Raw genomic sequence first — 18,563 nt, forward strand, 5'->3', positions numbered from 1 at the left:
AATTCGGTCAACAACTACCGAGTCCGGTGGAGAGTACACACTTCCCACCGGGTTCCTCAACCGGGTAGTTGCGACGATATCTAATCAGCAGACAGCGACAGAATTCTCCACTAAACTAGAACGGATGCCAATGGTCACGAGTTCCGACTGTATGACTACGACGGCGACAACCGAGCCGTCAGCGTCATTGACGACTTCGATATTGACACCGTTGCGGGGACCGATTTCGAAAACCTATCTGACGGACAGCAAGACGCTATTGCGGAGTTAGAATACCTCCACCACAGCCGGTTTGTTGACCTCGGAGATGCAGAGTATTTCCGAGAGACATATCAAGAGGTTCCAGTTCAGTACCAACCCGGTACAGATGATGAGGGGTACGAATTGTTCTTAGACGCAGTCAAGGACTCTCTTGACGTTCTGACGGACGTACTAAAACGGTTCTTCCAGAATTACCGTGAACGTCCAGAAGGCTCGTATCCCCGCTCATTCCTTGATTCAACGTTTCCCGACTGGAAAGATTGGCGGGAGTACACCGGGAAGAGTGATAATGCCAAAGATGCCTTTTGTCGAGAGACTGCCTACATTATTCTGAATCGAGCGTTATTCGCACGGATTGCAGAAGATAAAGAAATCGTTGGTAAGACTCGGCTCTCGTCTCGCGGGATGGCTGACGCTTTGGACAGAGATGAACGCCCATATCTTGAGGCACTGATAGACACCTACGACGATATTGATGACCACTACCCGGACCTCTATGAACTCGGTATCTTTGACTGGTGGTGGGTAAGCCGAGACAAGCGTACGGGGTTCGATAAGGAAGAAAAGCGGGAACAAGCCGACCTCGAAGATAGTCTCAACCATACCCTTGGAACCGTTTTGAAGCGGTTGAATCGCTTCGACTTCGAATATGTAAACCGTGACATCCTTGGACACGTCTACGAAGACTACCTTCCGAAGAAAGAGCGGAAAGAACTGGGTGAGTACTACACCCCGATTGAAGTTGTCCAGTTTATGTTGGACTCTGTGGATTACCATCCAAGTAATGATATCGGGCAGAAACAGGTGCTTGACCCTGCTTGTGGAAGCGGGACGTTCCTTACAGAGGTCACAGAACGGCTTATTCAACACTATGTAGACAAGTTTGATAGAGAGACCGTTCGCAGGCTAAACCCTGATGAAGCCCGTACTATACTGGAGAGGGTTGAGCAGAACGTCTATGGTGTAGATATCAATCCGTTCGCCGCTCATATCACACAACTAAATCTACTATTCCGAACTATTGACCTATACGATAAAGTAACAGAACAGAACCCGAACTACACAATGGACGGGTTTGAGATTCATGTTGCAGACACTCTAACACCGACTCTCCGTGAACAGAAATCAGGAAGTTCGGAGGCTGATATAGTTCAATCTGGGCTTGAGCAATTTAAGGAATATAATGGTCGGGCACAGGCATTTTTGGAAGACAGGAACGCTGTAGACCAAATCAAGGATAAAGAGAAGTTCGACATTGTCGTAGCAAATCCGCCGTACGTACGGATTCAAAATCTTAGTGGTATGAAAGACACCTATTCATCCCACTATGCAAGCGCAATCAAGAACTTCGATATTTATGTTCCGTTCATAGAGCGTGGTGTGAATTGGCTGACTGACGATGGAAAGTTAGCATACATTTGTCCCGATAGACTCGTGATGGCAGACTATGCGAAGGCCATCCGTGACCAGTTGGTTGAGGAGCCGATAACGAGTCTTCTGGACTTCAAAGAGGCTGATGTCTTTGATGTCCCGACCCCGTACCCGTGTATCGTGACTATTGACCGCAAGGAGACAGTAGAAGGGAATCAGGTATCTTGTGCGCGGTTTGCCGAAAAGAACGATGGCGTCTTAGACGAAATCACCCATCTTGACGGATGGCAGACGCCTGCGGATGCAGAGGGTTACGAACTGTTTGAATATCCACAAGCAAAATTAGCGACGGACAATGAAGACAAACTTCCTATCTGGAAACCAATGCCAGATGATGAACGGAAGGTCTTCGATAAAATTGAGACTCAATGTGACGCAAGGCTTGAAGAAGTAACGGATAATGTATTCCAAGGCATCATTACCGGTCGTGACAAATTATTCGTAGGTGAAATTGTTGGTGAGCAGGATGATAACACAGTCTTGTTCGACCCGCCTGAGAGTGATGAACCCTATCCCGTAGAAAAAGATATTCTTCGCCGGCTTCTCAAGGGGAAAGAGATTGAACGGTGGAAAACAAATTGGAGTGGACTCTGGGTAGTATTCCCGTACAAAGTTACAGCCGGTGACGCCGATGTCTTGACGAAAGACAAGTTGCAGAATAAATATCCGAACGCATGGGAATTCTTCAAAGAACATGAGAGTAATCTGAAAAGCAGAGAAGGAGGTAAGTGGCAAGATAAAGAGCAGTGGTGGGCGTTTAGCCGAAAACAGAACATCGAAAAATTCGAACCAGACAAAATAATGGTGGGAGTTCTGAGACAGGAACCGTCGTTTGTTCCTGATACAGACGGGAGATATTATTTCGTTGGGGGAGGAACGGCTGGTGGATACGGGATTCACCTCAAAGATACAGTTGCTCAGTCTGATGAAGACACGTTCTTCTTCGGTGGTCAGATGAACTCAAAACTTACCGAATTTTATCACAAACATATTAGTTTCATCTTCAATGACAAGCACTATTCCTACGGTCAAACTTTCCTTGAGCCACTTCCAGTTGAACGAAATAGTCGATACTCTAAACAAGTCGCTCAGTTAGCAAAAGAAATTAGAGACACATTAGAGCAAGTAACGGAGTTGTCATACAAGACCTCAAAAATCACGAACTATACGACGGACTACGGAGATGAGTCAACTATTCTCGACCTTTCAGACTCTGTTGACCTTGATGATGATGACTATCGACAAGGTCCGATTCGGACTAATAACAAGATGGAGGTCAGTTCCGAGAAAGTCTATCAAGTCGTAATGAAACAAAGTCACACGATTGACTTCAAAAGCAAGTCTGTCCGTGACTTCGTCTTTGAACTGCTGACGGCACAGGATAAGCGGCTCGGTCGGATGGAGATTCTGAACATGGACGTTCCGACTCGTGACGACGTGCAGGCCCTCATGGGCGAATACGAATCTGACAAGGCCCGAATCACGAAACTGGAAGAAAAGGCCGAAGAGTTGCAGGCCGAACTTGACGATGTGATTCTCCGTGACGTGTACGACCTCGATGACGATGACGTGGAAGTCGTTGACGAGTTCTTAGAGGTCTGGTAACTCGGCGGGGAAAGCCGCGATGAGGTCGCCGTGGTGGACCGCTGGGTTGCGTTAAGAGCCTGTTCCGTTTCACAGAATCACGCTGTTACCCCGCAATCCTCCTGCTGTCCTCAAGCAGATGGCTCTGTACGGTGGTCAGAATGACCGACAGAATCGCACAGAGTTCCAATGAGTTTGCGGTTGTGTCCGTCAGAACCAACATTCCCTTTTTCGACCGCGATAAGGCGGGCCAGAGGTCAGCCAGATTCTGCCGAGAGTAGTCCGAGCCTCCATGGTTGGGTTTCGGTGTAGACCCACACTTTGACTGGCGTAACCCTAAGGTCAGACGCTCTCGATTACTGTTCCAGAGCGAAACTTCGATGGAAGTCATGCATCTTAACCATCAGACCATCTACGAGACGCTATTGTTGCTGACCAAGCGGCGTCCGGTAGCGTCTCATACTCCGGTAGTCAAGACCGCGAGTTCAGACCGCGATAAGTCGCCGTGTAGATTACACTAAGTAAACTGATGGAAATAATTCTGTAAACCCTTCCATGAACCTCGCTGCTCACTTAAGCGACCTTATCGGTGTCTGAACAGCGAATTTGAACCTTCCACACCTAACATAGTGTGCGGGCCTTTTTATAGGGGGGTCAGTTAGACTCATCTGCTTCGGGTCGAGGGTCGTATGATGCCGGCTTGGCTGAAGAACTATCAGTGGTTTTTGACTCTTGCTCGACTACCCTTTTCCACTTCGACCGACTGCGTGTTGGTGGGTTCCCCTGACTCAGCTTGTTATAGACTTTCGTTAGCTTCGATTTCGTAATTCTGGGGAACCTCCCTGTCAGTGCGTCTTCCAACCGTTGGAACGCGTCATCGTTGTTCTCCGCTGACCGTTGCGGATGGTACACTTTTTCAGAACCGTACTTTTCAGCGTCCTTATTGGCAACGAGCGAACAAATTATGAAGCCATTTAGCTCCGTTCGGCCAGTTCCTCGTCGTAGGTCCAAGCGCATGAGTTGGCGGAACGCGCGTATGTTCTGGAGGTTGTTCAGTCCCAGTTCACATCCGAAGGCGAACATGAAATACCGTTTAAACTCGTCATCAGCACTCTTAGAGACTGTAGAATCTTCCCGGTGTTGCCACCAATTATCTCGATTATGAGAGTCTAACCGGTGATAGAGGGACTTACCATTGATACTGTGGGACATCGAAGGTAGTGACACGCCGGGTGCATCATAGGCAAGTTCAGTCCGGTTTCCCATCTCCATTGTGGGCTGGTCAAGTAGTACGTCGTCACGGCGATTCTCAGGCTTGTGAGCAACAGCCTCCCCTCCGTTCCAGTCCGTGAATCTTTGTACCGGAATTGAGGTGATACTGAACCCCTTCTCCTGAACTGACTCGCTGGCTTCCTTGATGCGGGTTTGAGTACTCATTGATGAATTGATGGCAGAACGGACTCCGATGGCTTATCGGAGATGAACCCATGACTATCGTTGGCTGATAGCTTTGACGAGAACGGTTCCACCTGTGGACTCGTAGACAAGTCTCTATGGGTTGACGAGTGACCTATAAGATGGTGTCGAACGAGCTGGGCGATGGTTACTTTAGGGAGTCCGGAACTGCTGTATTAACATGAATCTTCAAGGTACTAAAAACTTCCTCAATTGAGTCTTACCAGAACCCCGATTCAGTGATAATGGACTAATTCCCGCGAAAACCTGACAAAATCTACTCAGTTTTGAACGCGGCTGGTTACTAACAATATGGGGGAGGGGGTGGCTCCGGTGTTGCAACCTCGAACGAAATATTACTGTAGCGCATCCATGCACCCCGTTTTGCTTGTCAGTTCTCGGGTGGGACTCGCTCGTCTATTGCGACTTTCACATCGAAATGTAGACGACAGCCCGCGCCCCAACCTTCTTTTTGTGTAGGGCTCCCCGGTCAACCAGTTCCTCCAGTTTGTTATAAGCGCTGGCTCTGGAACAGTCCAATTCCTCGGCTACCTCTGTAGCAGTTAGCACAGGCAAGTCTGTGTTCTCGAAGACAGACATCACACTCTCAAGCGTTACCTGCTCAGTGTATTGCCCGCTATCGTCACGCTCACGCTCCATGCGCGTATGTCCGAGCGGGCGCAGTATAATTCCTCTGACTTCGAGGTTAATGGGAAAGACTTATATCCAGTAACTACGAGATTATTGGTAGAAGGTCGCCCGACCCTCGGGGCGTTGTGGTTCGGAAAACGCCCGGTGCTGATACACCGGACGAGTGGCCTTCTGGGCAGCAGAAAGCCAATGCAAGATAGTACTACGACGGCTGATAAGAGCATCGTTGCTGAACTGAATTTCGGCGCAAAGACTTCGAAGCGCGTTGGATGGGAAGCCTTCGAGTTCTCCGTAGAAGCCCCACATCTCGTCCGTGTGACCAACGCCAGCTACGGTTTCGAGAAAGACGACCACTCGTACCTCGTCGGCGTCGAAGACCGTGGTGGGGTTCTCATTCCGTCTGAGTGCGAGTGTAAGGCCGACCGCTACGACGAACAACACGCCTGCAAGCACCGAGTGGCACTTGCCACGGTCGGCGGCCCTGTTGTTCTACAGGCCGCTGTAGACATCGATAACTCCGCAGCCGGGTTATCGCTGTCTGACACTGACGGCGTCACGACCGGAGCAGACAAACTCGAAACAGACGGTGGGACTGCAACCATCGCCGACGATTCGGACGCTTGCCCGAACGGTGACGCTCGTTGTGACGGTCCCCACGGTGAAGCGTTTCCCTGCTTCGACTGCTTTGAGGTGAACCAATGACGAATCACCACAACGACGAGCGCACCGTGCGCTGTCCGGTCGAAGGCTGTGACGCTACGCCGCTCGCGCGCGGTGTCAATCTTCACATCATGCGTTCGAGTGGCGATGGTCACGGGCCGCAGGGTGAGGTTCCGGACAACCTTTCTCTCGATAACCTCGAAACGGTCGGGGAGCGCGAAGTAGAGATGGACTATCCCGAAGAGCGTGACAACGAGAAACACGCACGCCTCTGCCCGTACTGCTCCGAGACATTTGCTGGCGTGCAGGGTCTAATGATTCATCTCGGCCAGACGGCGGGCCGCAAGAATCACCCTGCCAACCCAAAAGACCGCCACGAACCCCGGGACTTTCCCCGCGTGAAGGTGGACGCAGAGGGAAATGTCCAGCAGGTCGCTGGCCCGCAGGTGGACTCGACTGACATCCGCGAGAGTGGTACGGTTCCAATGGCCCGCGTGTTCCGTCTGATTGCCGACCTCATTGCTGACGGCCAGACGCAGACAGCGAACCGGGTTCGACGGAGCCTTATCGGAGTTGAAACAGACTCTCGTCCCCTGAGGAAGAAAATCCCTCAGCGGGAGTTGTATGAAGCCCTGCTGACTCAGCGCCAAGCAGACAACCCTGACGAACGCGTCACTGCCACCATAGAGGATGATGGCATCAGGGTATCGTGTCGGGGAGAGTCAGCACACTACACCGCTGACGAGGCCAGAGACATCGCAGCGGGGCTGGAAAAGGGGGGAGATGACGACGGCGAAATCAGGGACCTGATAGCGTTCCTCCGACATGGTGCAGACGTACTCGAAGGGAAGGAAGACGAGAGTCGCCAGATGGACTTCAAAGATTGGCGGTAACTCTGTAGACTCTCCCTGAGGTGTAGTTCTTCGGAAGGGTAGGCTGGAGTCAGGCGATGGTGGTTCTCGCGCCCTTATCGAGGTCTGGAACGGTGGGAGAGTTCAGTGGTTTCTCCTCCTGTATTCGAGGAGACCTAACTACTCAAGCCAAATCAAGAACAGTATCGGCGAATAGGGACTGTCGTCGGGTTTGAAGACCAATCAGAGAGAGTCATCGCCAACGAATAGATTGGGTTTTTGAGGTGAACAAGATTCCGTCGTGACAGCAGAGTTCCACCGGCGTAACTTAGGACCACCATTGGAGCGATTTTGATTTCGCACCCGCTGAACAAGGGAAAGATTCTAGGACCTTGGGCATGTCCTTCTTATTGAACCGCGTCCCGTCACCGGGTTCGGACGAAAAGAAGTGCTGACTGCATGAAATCAAATCCACTCTTGACCCAAAACCGCAGGACGGCTCCGCTCCGCTGTCCTTCAAGAGTTGTAAGTAGTTTGATGGGTTGGGGCGGATTCGAACCGCCGACTTCCTCCGTGTGAAGGAGGTATCATAACCGGACTAGATCACCAACCCGACGCACTCGACTCTATTCGAGCGCATCCCTTAAGAATTGCTTTCCGTCTACGCTTCCGTCTCGCTTTTGCCGCGGTACTCCCCGATTTTCTGGCGGGCGTCGGCAATCGCCTCCTCGGCCTCACCTTCGGCTTTCTCCTGTAGCTCCTTCAGGTCGGTCTTGACGGCCTCCAGCCGGCTGGGTTCGGGCTCTTCCTCCTTCCCGGTGAGTTCGCGGAACCGCTCCTCGACCGGTTCGAGTTCTTCTTTGACGCCTTTGGTAGCGGTCTCCCCGGCGCGTTTCAGGTAGTACCGTGCGTCTTCGAAGTGCTTGTTCATATCTGTCCCTACGCGAAGGACGAATATATCTCTTGTGCCCGGAAAACAGTGCAGAACTACGGCTAACCGAGGGACAGCGAGCGCCCACGATAGTAAACGTGTCGTGCGGGTACGAACTGTTTTGCGCCGCCACCTGCAACGAGGCGATATGTTCACACGGGTGTCGATTCCGACGCCGTTTCAGGTCGGGCCAGTCAATGCATACATCGCGCGTCGAACGATTGTTGATCCGGGACCCGACAGTGAGGAAGCGTGGTCGCGTCTGATCGAGGCGCTCGAAGCGCGCGAACTGTCACCGGGTGACATCGAGCAGGTGCTAGTCACACATCCGCACCCGGACCATTTCGGTATGGCAAACCGGTTCGCTGAGCGGGGGGCGCGTGTCCTCGCCAGCGAACCGGGGGCAGCGATCATGCGTGATTTCGCGGCGCAACTACACACCGAACAGTCCTACTTTGCGGATTTCTTCGAGCGGTGCGGTGTCTCACGCGAGACTGCCGAAACGGTCACACAGTTACCGGAAGCCTTCCTGCCATATGCCCAGAGTGTCGACACCGACCGCGCGCTCACAGCCGGTGACACCGTCACCGTCGACGACACAGAACTAATCATCGACACCGTGCAGGGCCACTCCGCGGGCGAAATCATCTTCTCGTACGATTTGCAGGGTCGTCGTGAAGCGATTGTCGGCGACAACGTGCTGGGCGACATCACGCCCAATCCGTTCCTGCAGGTGCCCGACGAGAGCGGGACGCGGCCGCGGGTGTTGCCGGCGTTCAACGACTCGCTACGGTGGCTCCGTGAGCAGGGTCACGACCGCTTTCTCACTGGCCATCGCGAGCCAGTCGAATCACCGCGGGAACGCATCGATGACATCCTCGCGGAACACGACCAGCGTACCGCAGAGGTCGCAGACATCGTCTCCAGCGGCGCGACGACGCCTAGCGACGTGATGACAGCGCTGTTCGGCGACCTCCCAGCTACGGAGTACTTCGCCGGGATGAGCGAGGCTGTCGGTCACTTGGACGTACTCGAAGTCACTGGCCGCGTCGAGAAACGCGAGAGCGGCGGCGTGTTCGTCTACGAGTCGGCGTAAGAAGACGCGTCGAACCGCGCTTACAGCAACTGCGCGGCCTGGAACGCGATTTCAGAAACGCGGTTGAAGCCGGGGACAAGCAGGACAGTCACGACCGCGGCACCAACCACGGCGGTGTACAGTCCCATCGGATAGGACTCGATGGTCCGGCTGCCGTTCGGTTCTTCGATCCACATCGCCTTGACGACGCGGGAGTAGTAGAACAGGCTGAGTGCGCTGTTGATAATAAGCGCGGCGGCCAGCGACCACGCGCCCACGTTGAGGGTCGCCGAGAACAGGTAGAACTTCGAGAAGAACCCGCCGCCGATAGGCAGGCCGGCGAGGCTAAAGAGGAACACCGTCATCGCCGCGCAGGCGACTGGCGCTTCCTTGCCGAGGCCGTTGTAGTCCTCGAAGCGTCGGCCGACGCCCCAGTACTCGGCCAGCGCGATGAACAGGAACGCGCCCGTGTTCATGAAGCCGTAGACGAGCAGGTGAGACATCCCGGCGCTCAGGCTGAGGCTCAGTCCCTCGCCGGAGCCAGAGACGGCGGCGAGGCCGATGAGGACGTAGCCGGCGTGGCCGACGCTGGAGTAGGCCAGCATCCGCTTGACCGTCTCCTGAGTCGCGGCGGCGAAGTTCCCGATGAACATCGTCGCGATGGCGAGGATCTGGAACGCCATCACCCAGTTGATCGCTCCACCAGCGGCGAGCAGGTCGCCAATGGGGAAGGCGACAGCGAAGACACGGAACGCCAGCACGAAACCGGCGGCCTTCGACGCCGAGGAGAGGAACGCCGAGATCGGTGCTGGTGCGCCTTCGTACGCCTCTGGTGCCCAGAAGTGGAACGGCACGGAGGCGGTCTTGAACGCGACGCCACCGATGATCATCAGGATACCGACGCCGAGGATAGCCATCGGGACGGCTGGCTCACCGGACTGGGCCTGTATCGACCCCTCGGAGATGGTCTGGATCGTGCCACTGGAAATGGCTGTTGCGACGCCGTCGAATCGAAGCACGCCCGTCGCGGCGTACACTAGCGAGATGCCGTAGGCCAGTACCGCCGAAGATACCGCGCCGATAAGGAAGTACTTGAGTCCGGCTTCCACGCTTCCCTTGTTGTGTTTGAGGAAGGCGACGAGTGCGTAGGACGGCAGCGACACCAGTTCGAGAGCGATGAACGCCGTTGCGAGGCTGTTGGCCGCGCTCAAGAGACTCATCCCGGTCGCGGACAGCAGCACAAGCGAGAAGAACTCAGCTTGATAGTTGTGACCGGCGATGTAGTCGTAGCTCGCAATCACAACTAAGGTCGTGACGCTACCGACGATGGCCATGAAGAACAGGGCCATCTGGTCGACGACGAGCTGGTCATTGAACAGCGCGACACCGGTGCCGTTCGCCATCCCGGTACCGGCGGTAATAAACCAGCCGGCGAAGCCGAAGGAAACCAGGGAGCCAAGCGCCGAGATACCGGCCAGCAGCCCCGTGTTCGTCGAGTCCGGATTAACCGAGTCCGACAGCAACAAGACTAGGGAGGCAAAGCCCAGCGAGAGTGCCGGGGCAAGCGCCATCCAGTCAGGGAGTGCGACCATCTATGCACCACCTCCGATTTCGAGAACCGGTGATATCGAGTCCTGTATCATGCCAAAGGAGAGGTCCGGCGCGACACCGAGTGCGATGACCAGCAGGAGCAACACAGCCAGTGGCGCGACGTCGTGGAACGCGGCCGGGCTGACCTCGTAGTCGGTTTCCAGACTGAAGGCGCCGAACAGCGTACGCTGCATGGCCCACAGCAGGTAGCCGGCGACGATGACGATGCCGAACATCGCCAGCGAGGTCAGCACGGGTGCCGCCCCACCGAGCGTCGGTGCGTTGAACGAGCCCTGGAAGATGAAGTACTCCCCGGCGAAGCCGGCCATCAGCGGCAGGCCCATGTAGCCGAAGGCGGCGGCGACGAAGATGCCGACCGTCCAGGGCATACGGTCCGCGAGGCCGGACATATCGCCGACCATGCGCGTGTGTGTCGTGTTGTAGATGACCCCGACGGCCATGAACATCAGCCCCGAAATGAGGCCGTGGGCAATCATCTGGAAGGTCGCTCCGCCCATGCCGTAGGGCGTGAACGCGACCAGACCCAGGATGACGTACCCCATCGACGAAATCGAGGAGTAGGCGACGATGCGCTTGAGGTCGCGCTGTGCAAGCGCGAGCATCGCGCCGTAGATGACGCTGACGACGCCGATGATTGCAAGCGGAACCGCAAGCGCCCGTGCTGTGTCCGCAAGCATCGTGAAGTTGAACCGCAGCAGTGCGTAGGTCCCCATCTTCAGGAGGACCCCGGCCAGCATAACCGACACCGGCGTCGGGGCCTCGACGTGAGCGTCGGGGAGCCACGTGTGCAGCGGGAAGACTGGCACCTTCACCGCGAACCCGAAGAACATCATGATGAAGGAGATGGTCATCAGGTTGACGCCGGCGATGGTCGGGAGTCCGCTCGCGGTGCGGAACGCCTCAGCCATCGCGGGCAGAGACAGCGACGTGAGACCAGTACTGAACACGAGCGCGAACAGGCCCGCGAACATGATCAGCGACGCCACGTTCGTGTAGACGAAGAACTTGATGGCGGCGTACTTCCGGCGCGGACCGCCCCAGACTCCGATGAGCAGGTACATCGGGATGAGGACGCCCTCCCAGAAGACGAACCAGAGGAAGAAATCGAGCGCGGAGAACACGCCGATGAGGCTCACTTCCATGAACAACATCAATCCGTAGAACTGGGACTGGCGCTCGTCGATGGGCGTCCACGCCGAGACGATTGCGAGCGTCGTCAGGACCGTCGTCAGCGCGAGCAGCGGCATGCTGATGCCGTCGAGGCCGACGTAGTACGACACTTCCAGTTCACCCAGCGTGATCCACGGGATCTGCTGGCCGAATGCGATGTCGGCGGGCGACAGCAGGGCGTTCCCCGTGCCGCCGTACTGCGTGAGGTACACCCAGTACATGTAGAGGCTGCCAAGCGCTGGCACCGCACTGACGGCAGCGGCGAGCTTTCCGGCGTACCGGTCAGGCGAGAGGAACACGAGACCGGTTCCCAGCAGGGTCACGAGCAGAAGCGCAGCGACCCACATCTAGAACCACCCTCCCATGATGCCGAAGGCAGCAAGCAAGAGCACGAGTCCAAGCGTCAGCAGCGTCGCGTAGTTGCTGACGACGCCGGACTGGATGCGTCGGATGCGGCTGCCGCCGAACAGGCTCACGCTGGAGATGCCGTTGACGACACCGTCGACGACACCCTGGTCGAACTTGTTCATCACACGGGCGAGCGGGTAGGTGACACCCGTCGCGAGCCACACCTGATATTCGTCCTGATAGTAGTTGTGCATGAGTAGCGTCTTCAGACCGCCAAGCTTGTCCGTATGCTCGACCGGGTCGGCACCGGCATAGAGGCTCCGAGCAACGAGCACGCCGGTGAGTGCCAGCCCGAGTGAGAGGGTTGCTGAAACCAGCAGCGTCCCGGTCTCACCACCCAGCGGATACGCTGGGTCGACGTGGGGCACATTGTGGAGCAGTTCCTCGTAGTGGTGTAGGTCCGTCGATAGAAGGGCCGGCCAGCCGCCCTCGTCGGGCCCGGTCAGCCACTTGTGTAGGAAGTCGATCTCCGCGCCGGTGAGCTTCTTGACCGGGGCCATGTTAATGAACCCGATGGTTGTGGCGAGGATGCCAAGGACCGTCAGCGGGCCCTTGACGTTCCAGCGGACGGGCTCGGGGTCGCGTGCAGTGTCTGAGCGGGCGTCGCCGTGGAAGGTCAGGTACACCATCCGGAAGGTGTAGAAGCCGGTGAAGAACACGGCCAGCAGCCCCATCGCGTACGCGATGAGGTAGGCCGTTCCGAGGCCGCCCTCAGTACCGAAGCCGTGGATGAGTGCCTCGTACAGCACCTCGTCCTTGGACCAGAAGCCGGCGAACGGAACGATACCGGCCAGTGCGAGCGAGCCGGCGAGGAACGTCCAGTAGGTCACTGGCATCCGGTCTTTCAGACCGCCCATGTCCCACATGTTCTCGTTGTGGTGCATGGCGATGATGACCGACCCCGCGCCGAGGAACAGGAGCGCCTTGAACACGGCGTGGGTGGTCAGGTGGAAGACAGCGGCGATGTAGCCACCCGACCCCAGCGCGAGCATCATGTACCCGTACTGGGAGATGGTGGAGTACGCGAGTACTTGTTTGATTTCCTGTTTGACCAGGCCCATCGTTGCCGCAAACAGTGCGGTGAAGCCGCCGATAAGGGCGATGACGGCCAACGCCGTCGGCGAGAGCGCGTAGAAGCCGTACATCCGTGCGACGAGGTACACACCGGCTGCAACCATCGTCGCTGCGTGAATCAGCGCCGAGACCGGCGTCGGACCTTCCATCGCGTCAGGCAGCCACGTGTGCAGCGGGAACTGCGCGGACTTACCGACCACACCGCCCAGCACGAGGAGGCCAAGCACAGTGAACCAGGCCTGTGGTCCCATGCCGACCGTCTCCAGCATCGCGATACCTTCGACCTCACCGTCGACGATAGCGTGTTCGGCCAGCATCGGGAAACTCTCGGCAACTACTTCGCCGCCCTGCGTAATGGGGGCGAAGAGGCCGGTCCCAAAGGTGGCGAAGATGCCGACGACGCCGATGAGGAAGAAGTAGTCACCGAAGCGGGTGACGAGGAACGCCTTCTTCGCGGCGCTCGGCGGGCCGTCCTGACGGAACCAGAAGCCGATGAGCAGATACGAACACAGGCCCACCAGCTCGAAGAACATGAACGCCATCAGGAGGTTGTTGGCGACGACGAACCCGAGCATGCTCGCCGTGAACAGACCGAGCCCGGCATAATAGCGCGGGAGACCGGTCTCGCCCTCGTCGTTCATGTAGCCGAGCGAGAAGATGTGGACGAGGAAGGATATGAGACAGACGATAAGCAGCATGAGCGCAGACAGCGGGTCGAGCAGCAGGCCGAAGTTCAGCCGGAGCGACTCGACGCTTGCGGTCCACGTGTACAGTATCTCGTTGTGAACTTCACCGCCAGCCACCGTCAGCGCGACCCAGATCGACAGCAGGAGCGACCCGCCCGTCGCAGTGATGCCAGCTAACGCGCCGCCTTTCGGCATGCGGTCGCCGGCGAACAGCGCGACGAGGAACGATACGAACGGCAGCAGGACAATCGCCGGAGCGTATGTGAATGCAGCCATCTGTTACCACCTCATCGTCGTCGCCTTCGTCACGTCCACGTCTGTGAAGTTGCGGTACAGGACCAGGATGATACCGATTCCGATGGCGACTTCTGCGGCGGCAAGTGCCATCGTGAACAGGCTGAACACCTGTCCGGTGAGGTTCCCGTGTTGTAGCGAGAACGCGACGAGGTTGATGTTCGCAGCGTTTAGCATCAGCTCGACGGACATCAGGAAGATGAGCGCGTTCCGTCGGGTGAGGATGCCGAACAGACCGATACAGAATATGGCCGCCGACAGGAGGAGGTACGTCTCAGCAGGAATCACGAGTCGTCACCTCCGTGGTGGGTGCCGCCATCGGCAACGACTCCCTCTTCTTCGTCATCGCGTTTCGCTAGCATCAGCGCGCCGTCAAGGGCCGCGTCAAGGGCGACGGCGATGAGGATGAACGCCACGAGGAAGCCTTCGGCGGGAACGGCCGCGTCGCCGACCAACAATCCCGGCTCGATGTCGAACATCGCCGCACCGAGGCTCTTTGTTATTGATGCGCCCTCACCGAATCCTGTTGGTGCCGGGAACGAGACGCCCATGAACACTGCACCGAGGACGACGAACAGGGCGATTGCGGCCAGTCCAGCGACGAAACTCCCCTCCGTCTGTAGTTCGGGCTTTGTGGTCATGGTGTCACCTCTATCACCGACTCGTCCTCGCGGGTCAGCATCACCGCGAAGGTGATGAGAATGAGGACGCCGCCGACATACACCAGGATCTGCATCGTTGCGACGAACGCCGCCTGGTTCATGACGTAAAACACTGCGACGCTGATAAGGGACACGCCCAGTAACAGCGCCGAGTGCCAGACGTCCCGGACTAACACGACGCCCGCAGCGCTGCTCACCGTTACGATAGCGAACAGCGCGAACGCAATTGACTCTGCCAGTGCCATCTTACTTGGAGACTCTTTGCGGCGTCCCTTTGAAGATTCCTCTTTCGTCTCGCCAGTAGAGCCACTGTTTGCCGGTATGGCCCCCATATTTCGGGGCACTTCTGTCCTTCTGGAGAATACGCATCAGTATCTAGATGGGTTCGGGCGATTGAGACAGTCTACTCTGGGAGTACTACTGGAAAGCCAGCCTCGCTGAGCAGCACGTCACCTCGGCACGTACGGACGAAGGAGCCGCGAGGCTTGTCCTAAGAGAAGCCCGATAAAATCCGTCGCAAAAGGGATTACTGGTAATCCACTTCGCCGTCGCCCTCGCCGATCCACGCGCCCCGGTCGGGTTCGCGGGACTCCAGCGGGTCGATATCCTTGTACCACGGCACGTTCTTGAGTTGCTCCTTGTCGTAGGCGAACTCGTCTTTCGTGTCCGCGGTGAACTCGAAGTTCTGGGTCAGCAGGATCGCGTCGGTTGGGCAGACTTCCTCGCACAGTCGGCAGTAGATACACTGGCCGATGTGGAGGTTGTACTGCTCGCCGTTGCGCTGCTCGTCCATCACGATCTGGATGGTGTTGTTCGGGCAGACGTTCTCACACTGCCGACACCAGATACACCGCTCCTGGCTCCACTTGTGGACGCCGCGGAAGCGGGGACTCACCTCGGGGGCGACGTCCGGGTACTCCACCGTGAACGTCTCCCCGTCGAGGGCGTGTTTCATCGTCGTCGCCATTGATTTCAGGATTCCAATCATGACAGGTCACCTCCGGTCGCTCGCGGGTCGGTTCGTGTGGCCGTCATCAGACGGTCACCCCGACAATAACGGCAGTCAGCAGCAGGTTCGCCAGCGAGAGCACCAGCATTCCCTTCCAGCCGATCTCGATAAGCTGGTCGATCCGAACGCGGGGCACCGCCGAGCGGGCCCACTGCGTGAACAGGAAGACGCCCCAGATCTTGATGAGGAACCAGACGATGCCCGGGAGGACCGGACCGGCCGGTCCACCGAGGAAGATCGTGGCGATGATCGCCCCACCGAGGAAGATGTGGATGAACTCCCCGAGGTAGATCAGGACGAAGTACACTGAGGAGTACTCGGTCTGGTAGCCGGCGACAATCTCGGTCGGCGCTTCCGGGATGTCGAAGGGGTTCCGGCCAACTTCCGCGAGGTTCGCGATCATGAACAGGACGAACGCGAACGGGTTCACGAACGCGTACCACGACGGCAGCGGGCCGACCAGCGACTGCTGCTGGGCCGCGACGATTTCGCTCATCTGGAGCGAGCCGGCGAAGATGACGACCGACGCGCCCGTCAGAATGAGCGGGATCTCGTAGGCGAGGTTCTGCGCGACGGCGCGCAGCCCGCCGAGGAACGAGTACTTGTTGTTCGATGCGTAGCCGGCCATCACGAGACCGATCGACGTGGTCGAAGCCACGGCGAACACGTACGCCAGCCCGACTTCGGGGTCAGCGAGGTGGATGCCGTTCCCCATCGGAATCACGGCGAAGCCAAGCAGCGCGGTACTGGCGATAATCAGCGGCGCGAGGTCCCACGCCGGTCGGTCGACGCCTTCTGGAACGATGAGTTCCTTCGACAGCAGGCGAACGGCGTCAGCCACGATAATGAACAGCCCGTACGGGCCGATCCGGTCGACGGCGATACGGTCAGTGAACGCGGCCGTAATCTTTCGCTTCGCCCACGGGCCGGCAAGCGCCGTGTTCGTCATCATGAGCGTCCCGATGAGTCCGGCCCCGACGAGGCTCAGCACGATCATCACGGCCGTGCTGTTGGGATCCAGCCCCAGCAGGTTCGCGAGCGTTTCCGGTAACGGCGCCGACTGCATTACCGGTCCACCTCCCCGAGGACGATGTCGAGGCTCCCGAGCGAGGCGATCATGTCTGGGATGTACTCACCCTGGGACATCTCCGGCAGCGTCTGCAGGTTCGAGAAACACGGGCTGCGGATCTTGAACCGGGCCGGCTTGTCCGTCCCATCCGAGCGGATGTAGATGCCGAGTTCGCCCTTCGCACCCTCGACGGAGCGGTATATCTCCTTGTCGGGGTCCGGGCGGAGCGTCCGCGGGACGTTGGCCTGAATCTCGCGGTCGTCTTCCGGCCACTGCTCTAGCAGGTCGACACACTGCTCGATGATGCGGGCGGACTCTTCGACCTCGCGGAGGCGGACGAGAACGCGACTGAAGTTGTCGCCGCCTTGCTCGGTGACGACGTTCCAGTCGAGTTCGTCGTAGTAGCCGTACGGGTCGTCGCGCCGGATGTCGTAGTCGACGCCGGAGCCGCGTGCCACGGGGCCGGTCGCGCCGTACTGCTTGACCTGCTCCGGGGAGAGGACGCCGGTGTCGACACACCGCATCTGGAAGATCTCGTTACCGGTGACGAGGTCGTGGATCTCTTCGAGCTTGTGCGGGAGGTCATCGAGGAAGTCACGGATCTTCTCGAAGTACTCCTCGCGGGGCTCGGGCAGGTCCCAGGCGACCCCGCCCAGCCGGAGGTAATTGAACATCAGCCGCTGGCCGGTCAGATCTTCGAGCAGGTTCTGGACGATTTCGCGGTCGCGGATACCGTACTGGAAGACGGCGGTGAAGTCGCCGAACACGTCCAGCGCGAACGTCGCCAGCGCGAGTTCGTGGGAGGCGATTCGGCACATCTCCGCCGACATCGTCCGGATGACCTGCGCGTATTCCGGGACTTCGATGTCCGCAAGGTCTTCGGCGGCGCGCGCGTACGCCCACTCGTTGAGGATCCCAGCGGAAATGTAGTCCCACCGGTCCGGGTACGGCATGATCTGGTGACGGTAGGTTCCCTGCTGGCACATCTGCTCCTCACAGCGGTGCAGGTAGCCGATGTCGGGTTCGAGGTCAGCGATCTGCTCGCCGTCAAGCACCGTCTCGACGTGGAGCACGCCGTGGGTCGCCGGATGGTGGGGGCCGATGTTGACGAACATCGTGTCCGGGTCGTCCTCGCTGCGCTTGTCGTCTTTCAACGGGTTCGCGTGCTCGCGCAGTGAGACGATCTGTGGTTGATCCTGATTGTAGTCCTGACTCAGGGGGTGGCCCTGCCAGGTCTCAGGCAGCAGGATGCGCCGGAGGTCTGGATGGTCGTCGTAGTCGATGCCGACCAGGTCGTAGGCCTCCCGCTCGTGCCAGTCCGCGGTGTCGTAGACGCGCGCGGCCGATTCGTTGTGCGGGTCGTCCTTCGGCGACGGGACGACAATCGACAGTTCCTGTGTCGGGTCGTTGTACTTCCGCAGGTGGTAGATGGATTCGTACCGGTCGTCGTACTCCTGTGCTGTGACACAGGCGCAGTGGTCGAATCCAGCTTCCTCTTTCAGCGTCGAGAGGACTTCCTGGACCTCGTCGGGACGGATGACGAACCCCTCGGCGTTGACGTGCTCCTCGCGGTCGAGGACATGGCCCCCGAGCAAGTCCGCGAGCGCGTCGTAATCGAGGCCGTCCTCCGTAACGCCGACATCGAGCGCCGTATCGCGTGATGGTTTTTCTAAACTCATGG

Annotated in this window: 15 protein-coding genes and 1 tRNA gene; 4 read left to right on the forward strand and 12 right to left on the reverse strand. The window is 57.8% G+C overall.

Annotated elements, in window-relative coordinates; translation table 11 throughout:
* Positions 1-666: 666 nt before the first annotated feature.
* A complete protein-coding gene (locus tag D3D01_RS16755; protein WP_233563451.1) occupies positions 667-3,297 on the forward strand; it encodes an Eco57I restriction-modification methylase domain-containing protein in 2,631 nt (876 codons plus the stop codon).
* A 1,863-nt stretch (positions 3,298-5,160) separates the two neighbouring features.
* Here the strand turns inward: D3D01_RS16755 and D3D01_RS16765 are convergent.
* Entirely contained in the window at positions 5,161-5,391 is a 231-nt protein-coding gene (locus tag D3D01_RS16765; protein ID WP_121513043.1) for a helix-turn-helix domain-containing protein, read from the reverse strand.
* Positions 5,392-5,571: 180 nt separating this feature from the next.
* On the opposite strand from D3D01_RS16765, the gene D3D01_RS16770 reads away from it, so the two are divergent.
* Both D3D01_RS16770 and D3D01_RS16775 read left to right on the forward strand, forming a co-directional pair.
* Complete coding sequence (locus D3D01_RS16770) at positions 5,572-6,084, forward strand: hypothetical protein (RefSeq protein WP_121513044.1); 513 nt, start codon at positions 5,572-5,574, stop codon at positions 6,082-6,084.
* Positions 6,081-6,935, forward strand: coding sequence for a hypothetical protein (locus D3D01_RS16775; protein ID WP_121513045.1), 855 nt, complete (start codon positions 6,081-6,083; stop codon positions 6,933-6,935). Before D3D01_RS16770 ends, D3D01_RS16775 begins: the two co-directional genes overlap by 4 nt.
* A 496-nt stretch (positions 6,936-7,431) precedes the next feature.
* Here the strand turns inward: D3D01_RS16775 and D3D01_RS16780 are convergent.
* A tRNA-Val gene (locus D3D01_RS16780) sits at positions 7,432-7,506 on the reverse strand.
* 48 nt (positions 7,507-7,554) lie between these two features.
* The gene (locus D3D01_RS16785; RefSeq protein WP_121513046.1) at positions 7,555-7,824 is read right to left on the reverse strand and encodes a hypothetical protein; all 270 of its coding nucleotides are present in this window, start codon (positions 7,822-7,824) and stop codon (positions 7,555-7,557) included.
* Positions 7,825-7,972: 148 nt separating this feature from the next.
* Here D3D01_RS16785 and D3D01_RS16790 point away from each other — a divergent pair, with 148 nt between their 5' ends.
* Complete coding sequence (locus tag D3D01_RS16790; RefSeq protein ID WP_121513047.1) at positions 7,973-8,920, forward strand: MBL fold metallo-hydrolase; 948 nt, start codon at positions 7,973-7,975, stop codon at positions 8,918-8,920.
* Between the two features lie 20 nt (positions 8,921-8,940).
* Here D3D01_RS16790 and D3D01_RS16795 read toward each other — a convergent pair whose 3' ends face one another.
* The 9 genes from D3D01_RS16795 to D3D01_RS16835 form a co-directional block, all read right to left on the reverse strand.
* Positions 8,941-10,491 carry an NADH-quinone oxidoreductase subunit N gene (locus D3D01_RS16795; RefSeq protein ID WP_121513048.1) on the reverse strand — a complete coding sequence of 517 codons (1,551 nt, stop codon included), beginning with the start codon at positions 10,489-10,491 and terminating at the stop codon, positions 8,941-8,943.
* Positions 10,492-12,027 (reverse strand): NuoM family protein, encoded by a 1,536-nt coding sequence (locus D3D01_RS16800; protein ID WP_121513049.1) that lies wholly within the window; start codon positions 12,025-12,027, stop codon positions 10,492-10,494.
* A complete protein-coding gene (gene nuoL, locus D3D01_RS16805; RefSeq protein WP_121513050.1) occupies positions 12,028-14,124 on the reverse strand; it encodes an NADH-quinone oxidoreductase subunit L in 2,097 nt (698 codons plus the stop codon).
* Positions 14,125-14,127: 3 nt separating this feature from the next.
* The gene (nuoK, locus tag D3D01_RS16810; RefSeq protein ID WP_004518191.1) at positions 14,128-14,430 is read right to left on the reverse strand and encodes an NADH-quinone oxidoreductase subunit NuoK; all 303 of its coding nucleotides are present in this window, start codon (positions 14,428-14,430) and stop codon (positions 14,128-14,130) included.
* The gene (locus D3D01_RS16815; RefSeq protein WP_121513051.1) at positions 14,427-14,783 is read right to left on the reverse strand and encodes a proton-conducting membrane transporter; all 357 of its coding nucleotides are present in this window, start codon (positions 14,781-14,783) and stop codon (positions 14,427-14,429) included. Before D3D01_RS16815 ends, nuoK begins: the two co-directional genes overlap by 4 nt.
* The gene (locus D3D01_RS16820; RefSeq protein ID WP_121513052.1) at positions 14,780-15,049 is read right to left on the reverse strand and encodes an NADH-quinone oxidoreductase subunit J; all 270 of its coding nucleotides are present in this window, start codon (positions 15,047-15,049) and stop codon (positions 14,780-14,782) included. Before D3D01_RS16820 ends, D3D01_RS16815 begins: the two co-directional genes overlap by 4 nt.
* A gap of 281 nt (positions 15,050-15,330) precedes the next feature.
* Positions 15,331-15,792 carry an NADH-quinone oxidoreductase subunit I gene (locus tag D3D01_RS16825; protein WP_004518194.1) on the reverse strand — a complete coding sequence of 154 codons (462 nt, stop codon included), beginning with the start codon at positions 15,790-15,792 and terminating at the stop codon, positions 15,331-15,333.
* Positions 15,793-15,838: 46 nt separating this feature from the next.
* Entirely contained in the window at positions 15,839-16,879 is a 1,041-nt protein-coding gene (locus D3D01_RS16830) for a complex I subunit 1 family protein (protein WP_121513053.1), read from the reverse strand.
* Positions 16,879-18,561, reverse strand: a complete 1,683-nt coding sequence (locus tag D3D01_RS16835; protein ID WP_121513054.1) for an NADH-quinone oxidoreductase subunit D — start codon at positions 18,559-18,561, stop codon at positions 16,879-16,881. Before D3D01_RS16835 ends, D3D01_RS16830 begins: the two co-directional genes overlap by 1 nt.
* Positions 18,562-18,563 lie beyond the last annotated feature (2 nt).

Source organism: Haloarcula sp. Atlit-7R (genome assembly GCF_003666065.1).
Taxonomy (GTDB): domain Archaea; phylum Halobacteriota; class Halobacteria; order Halobacteriales; family Haloarculaceae; genus Haloarcula; species Haloarcula taiwanensis.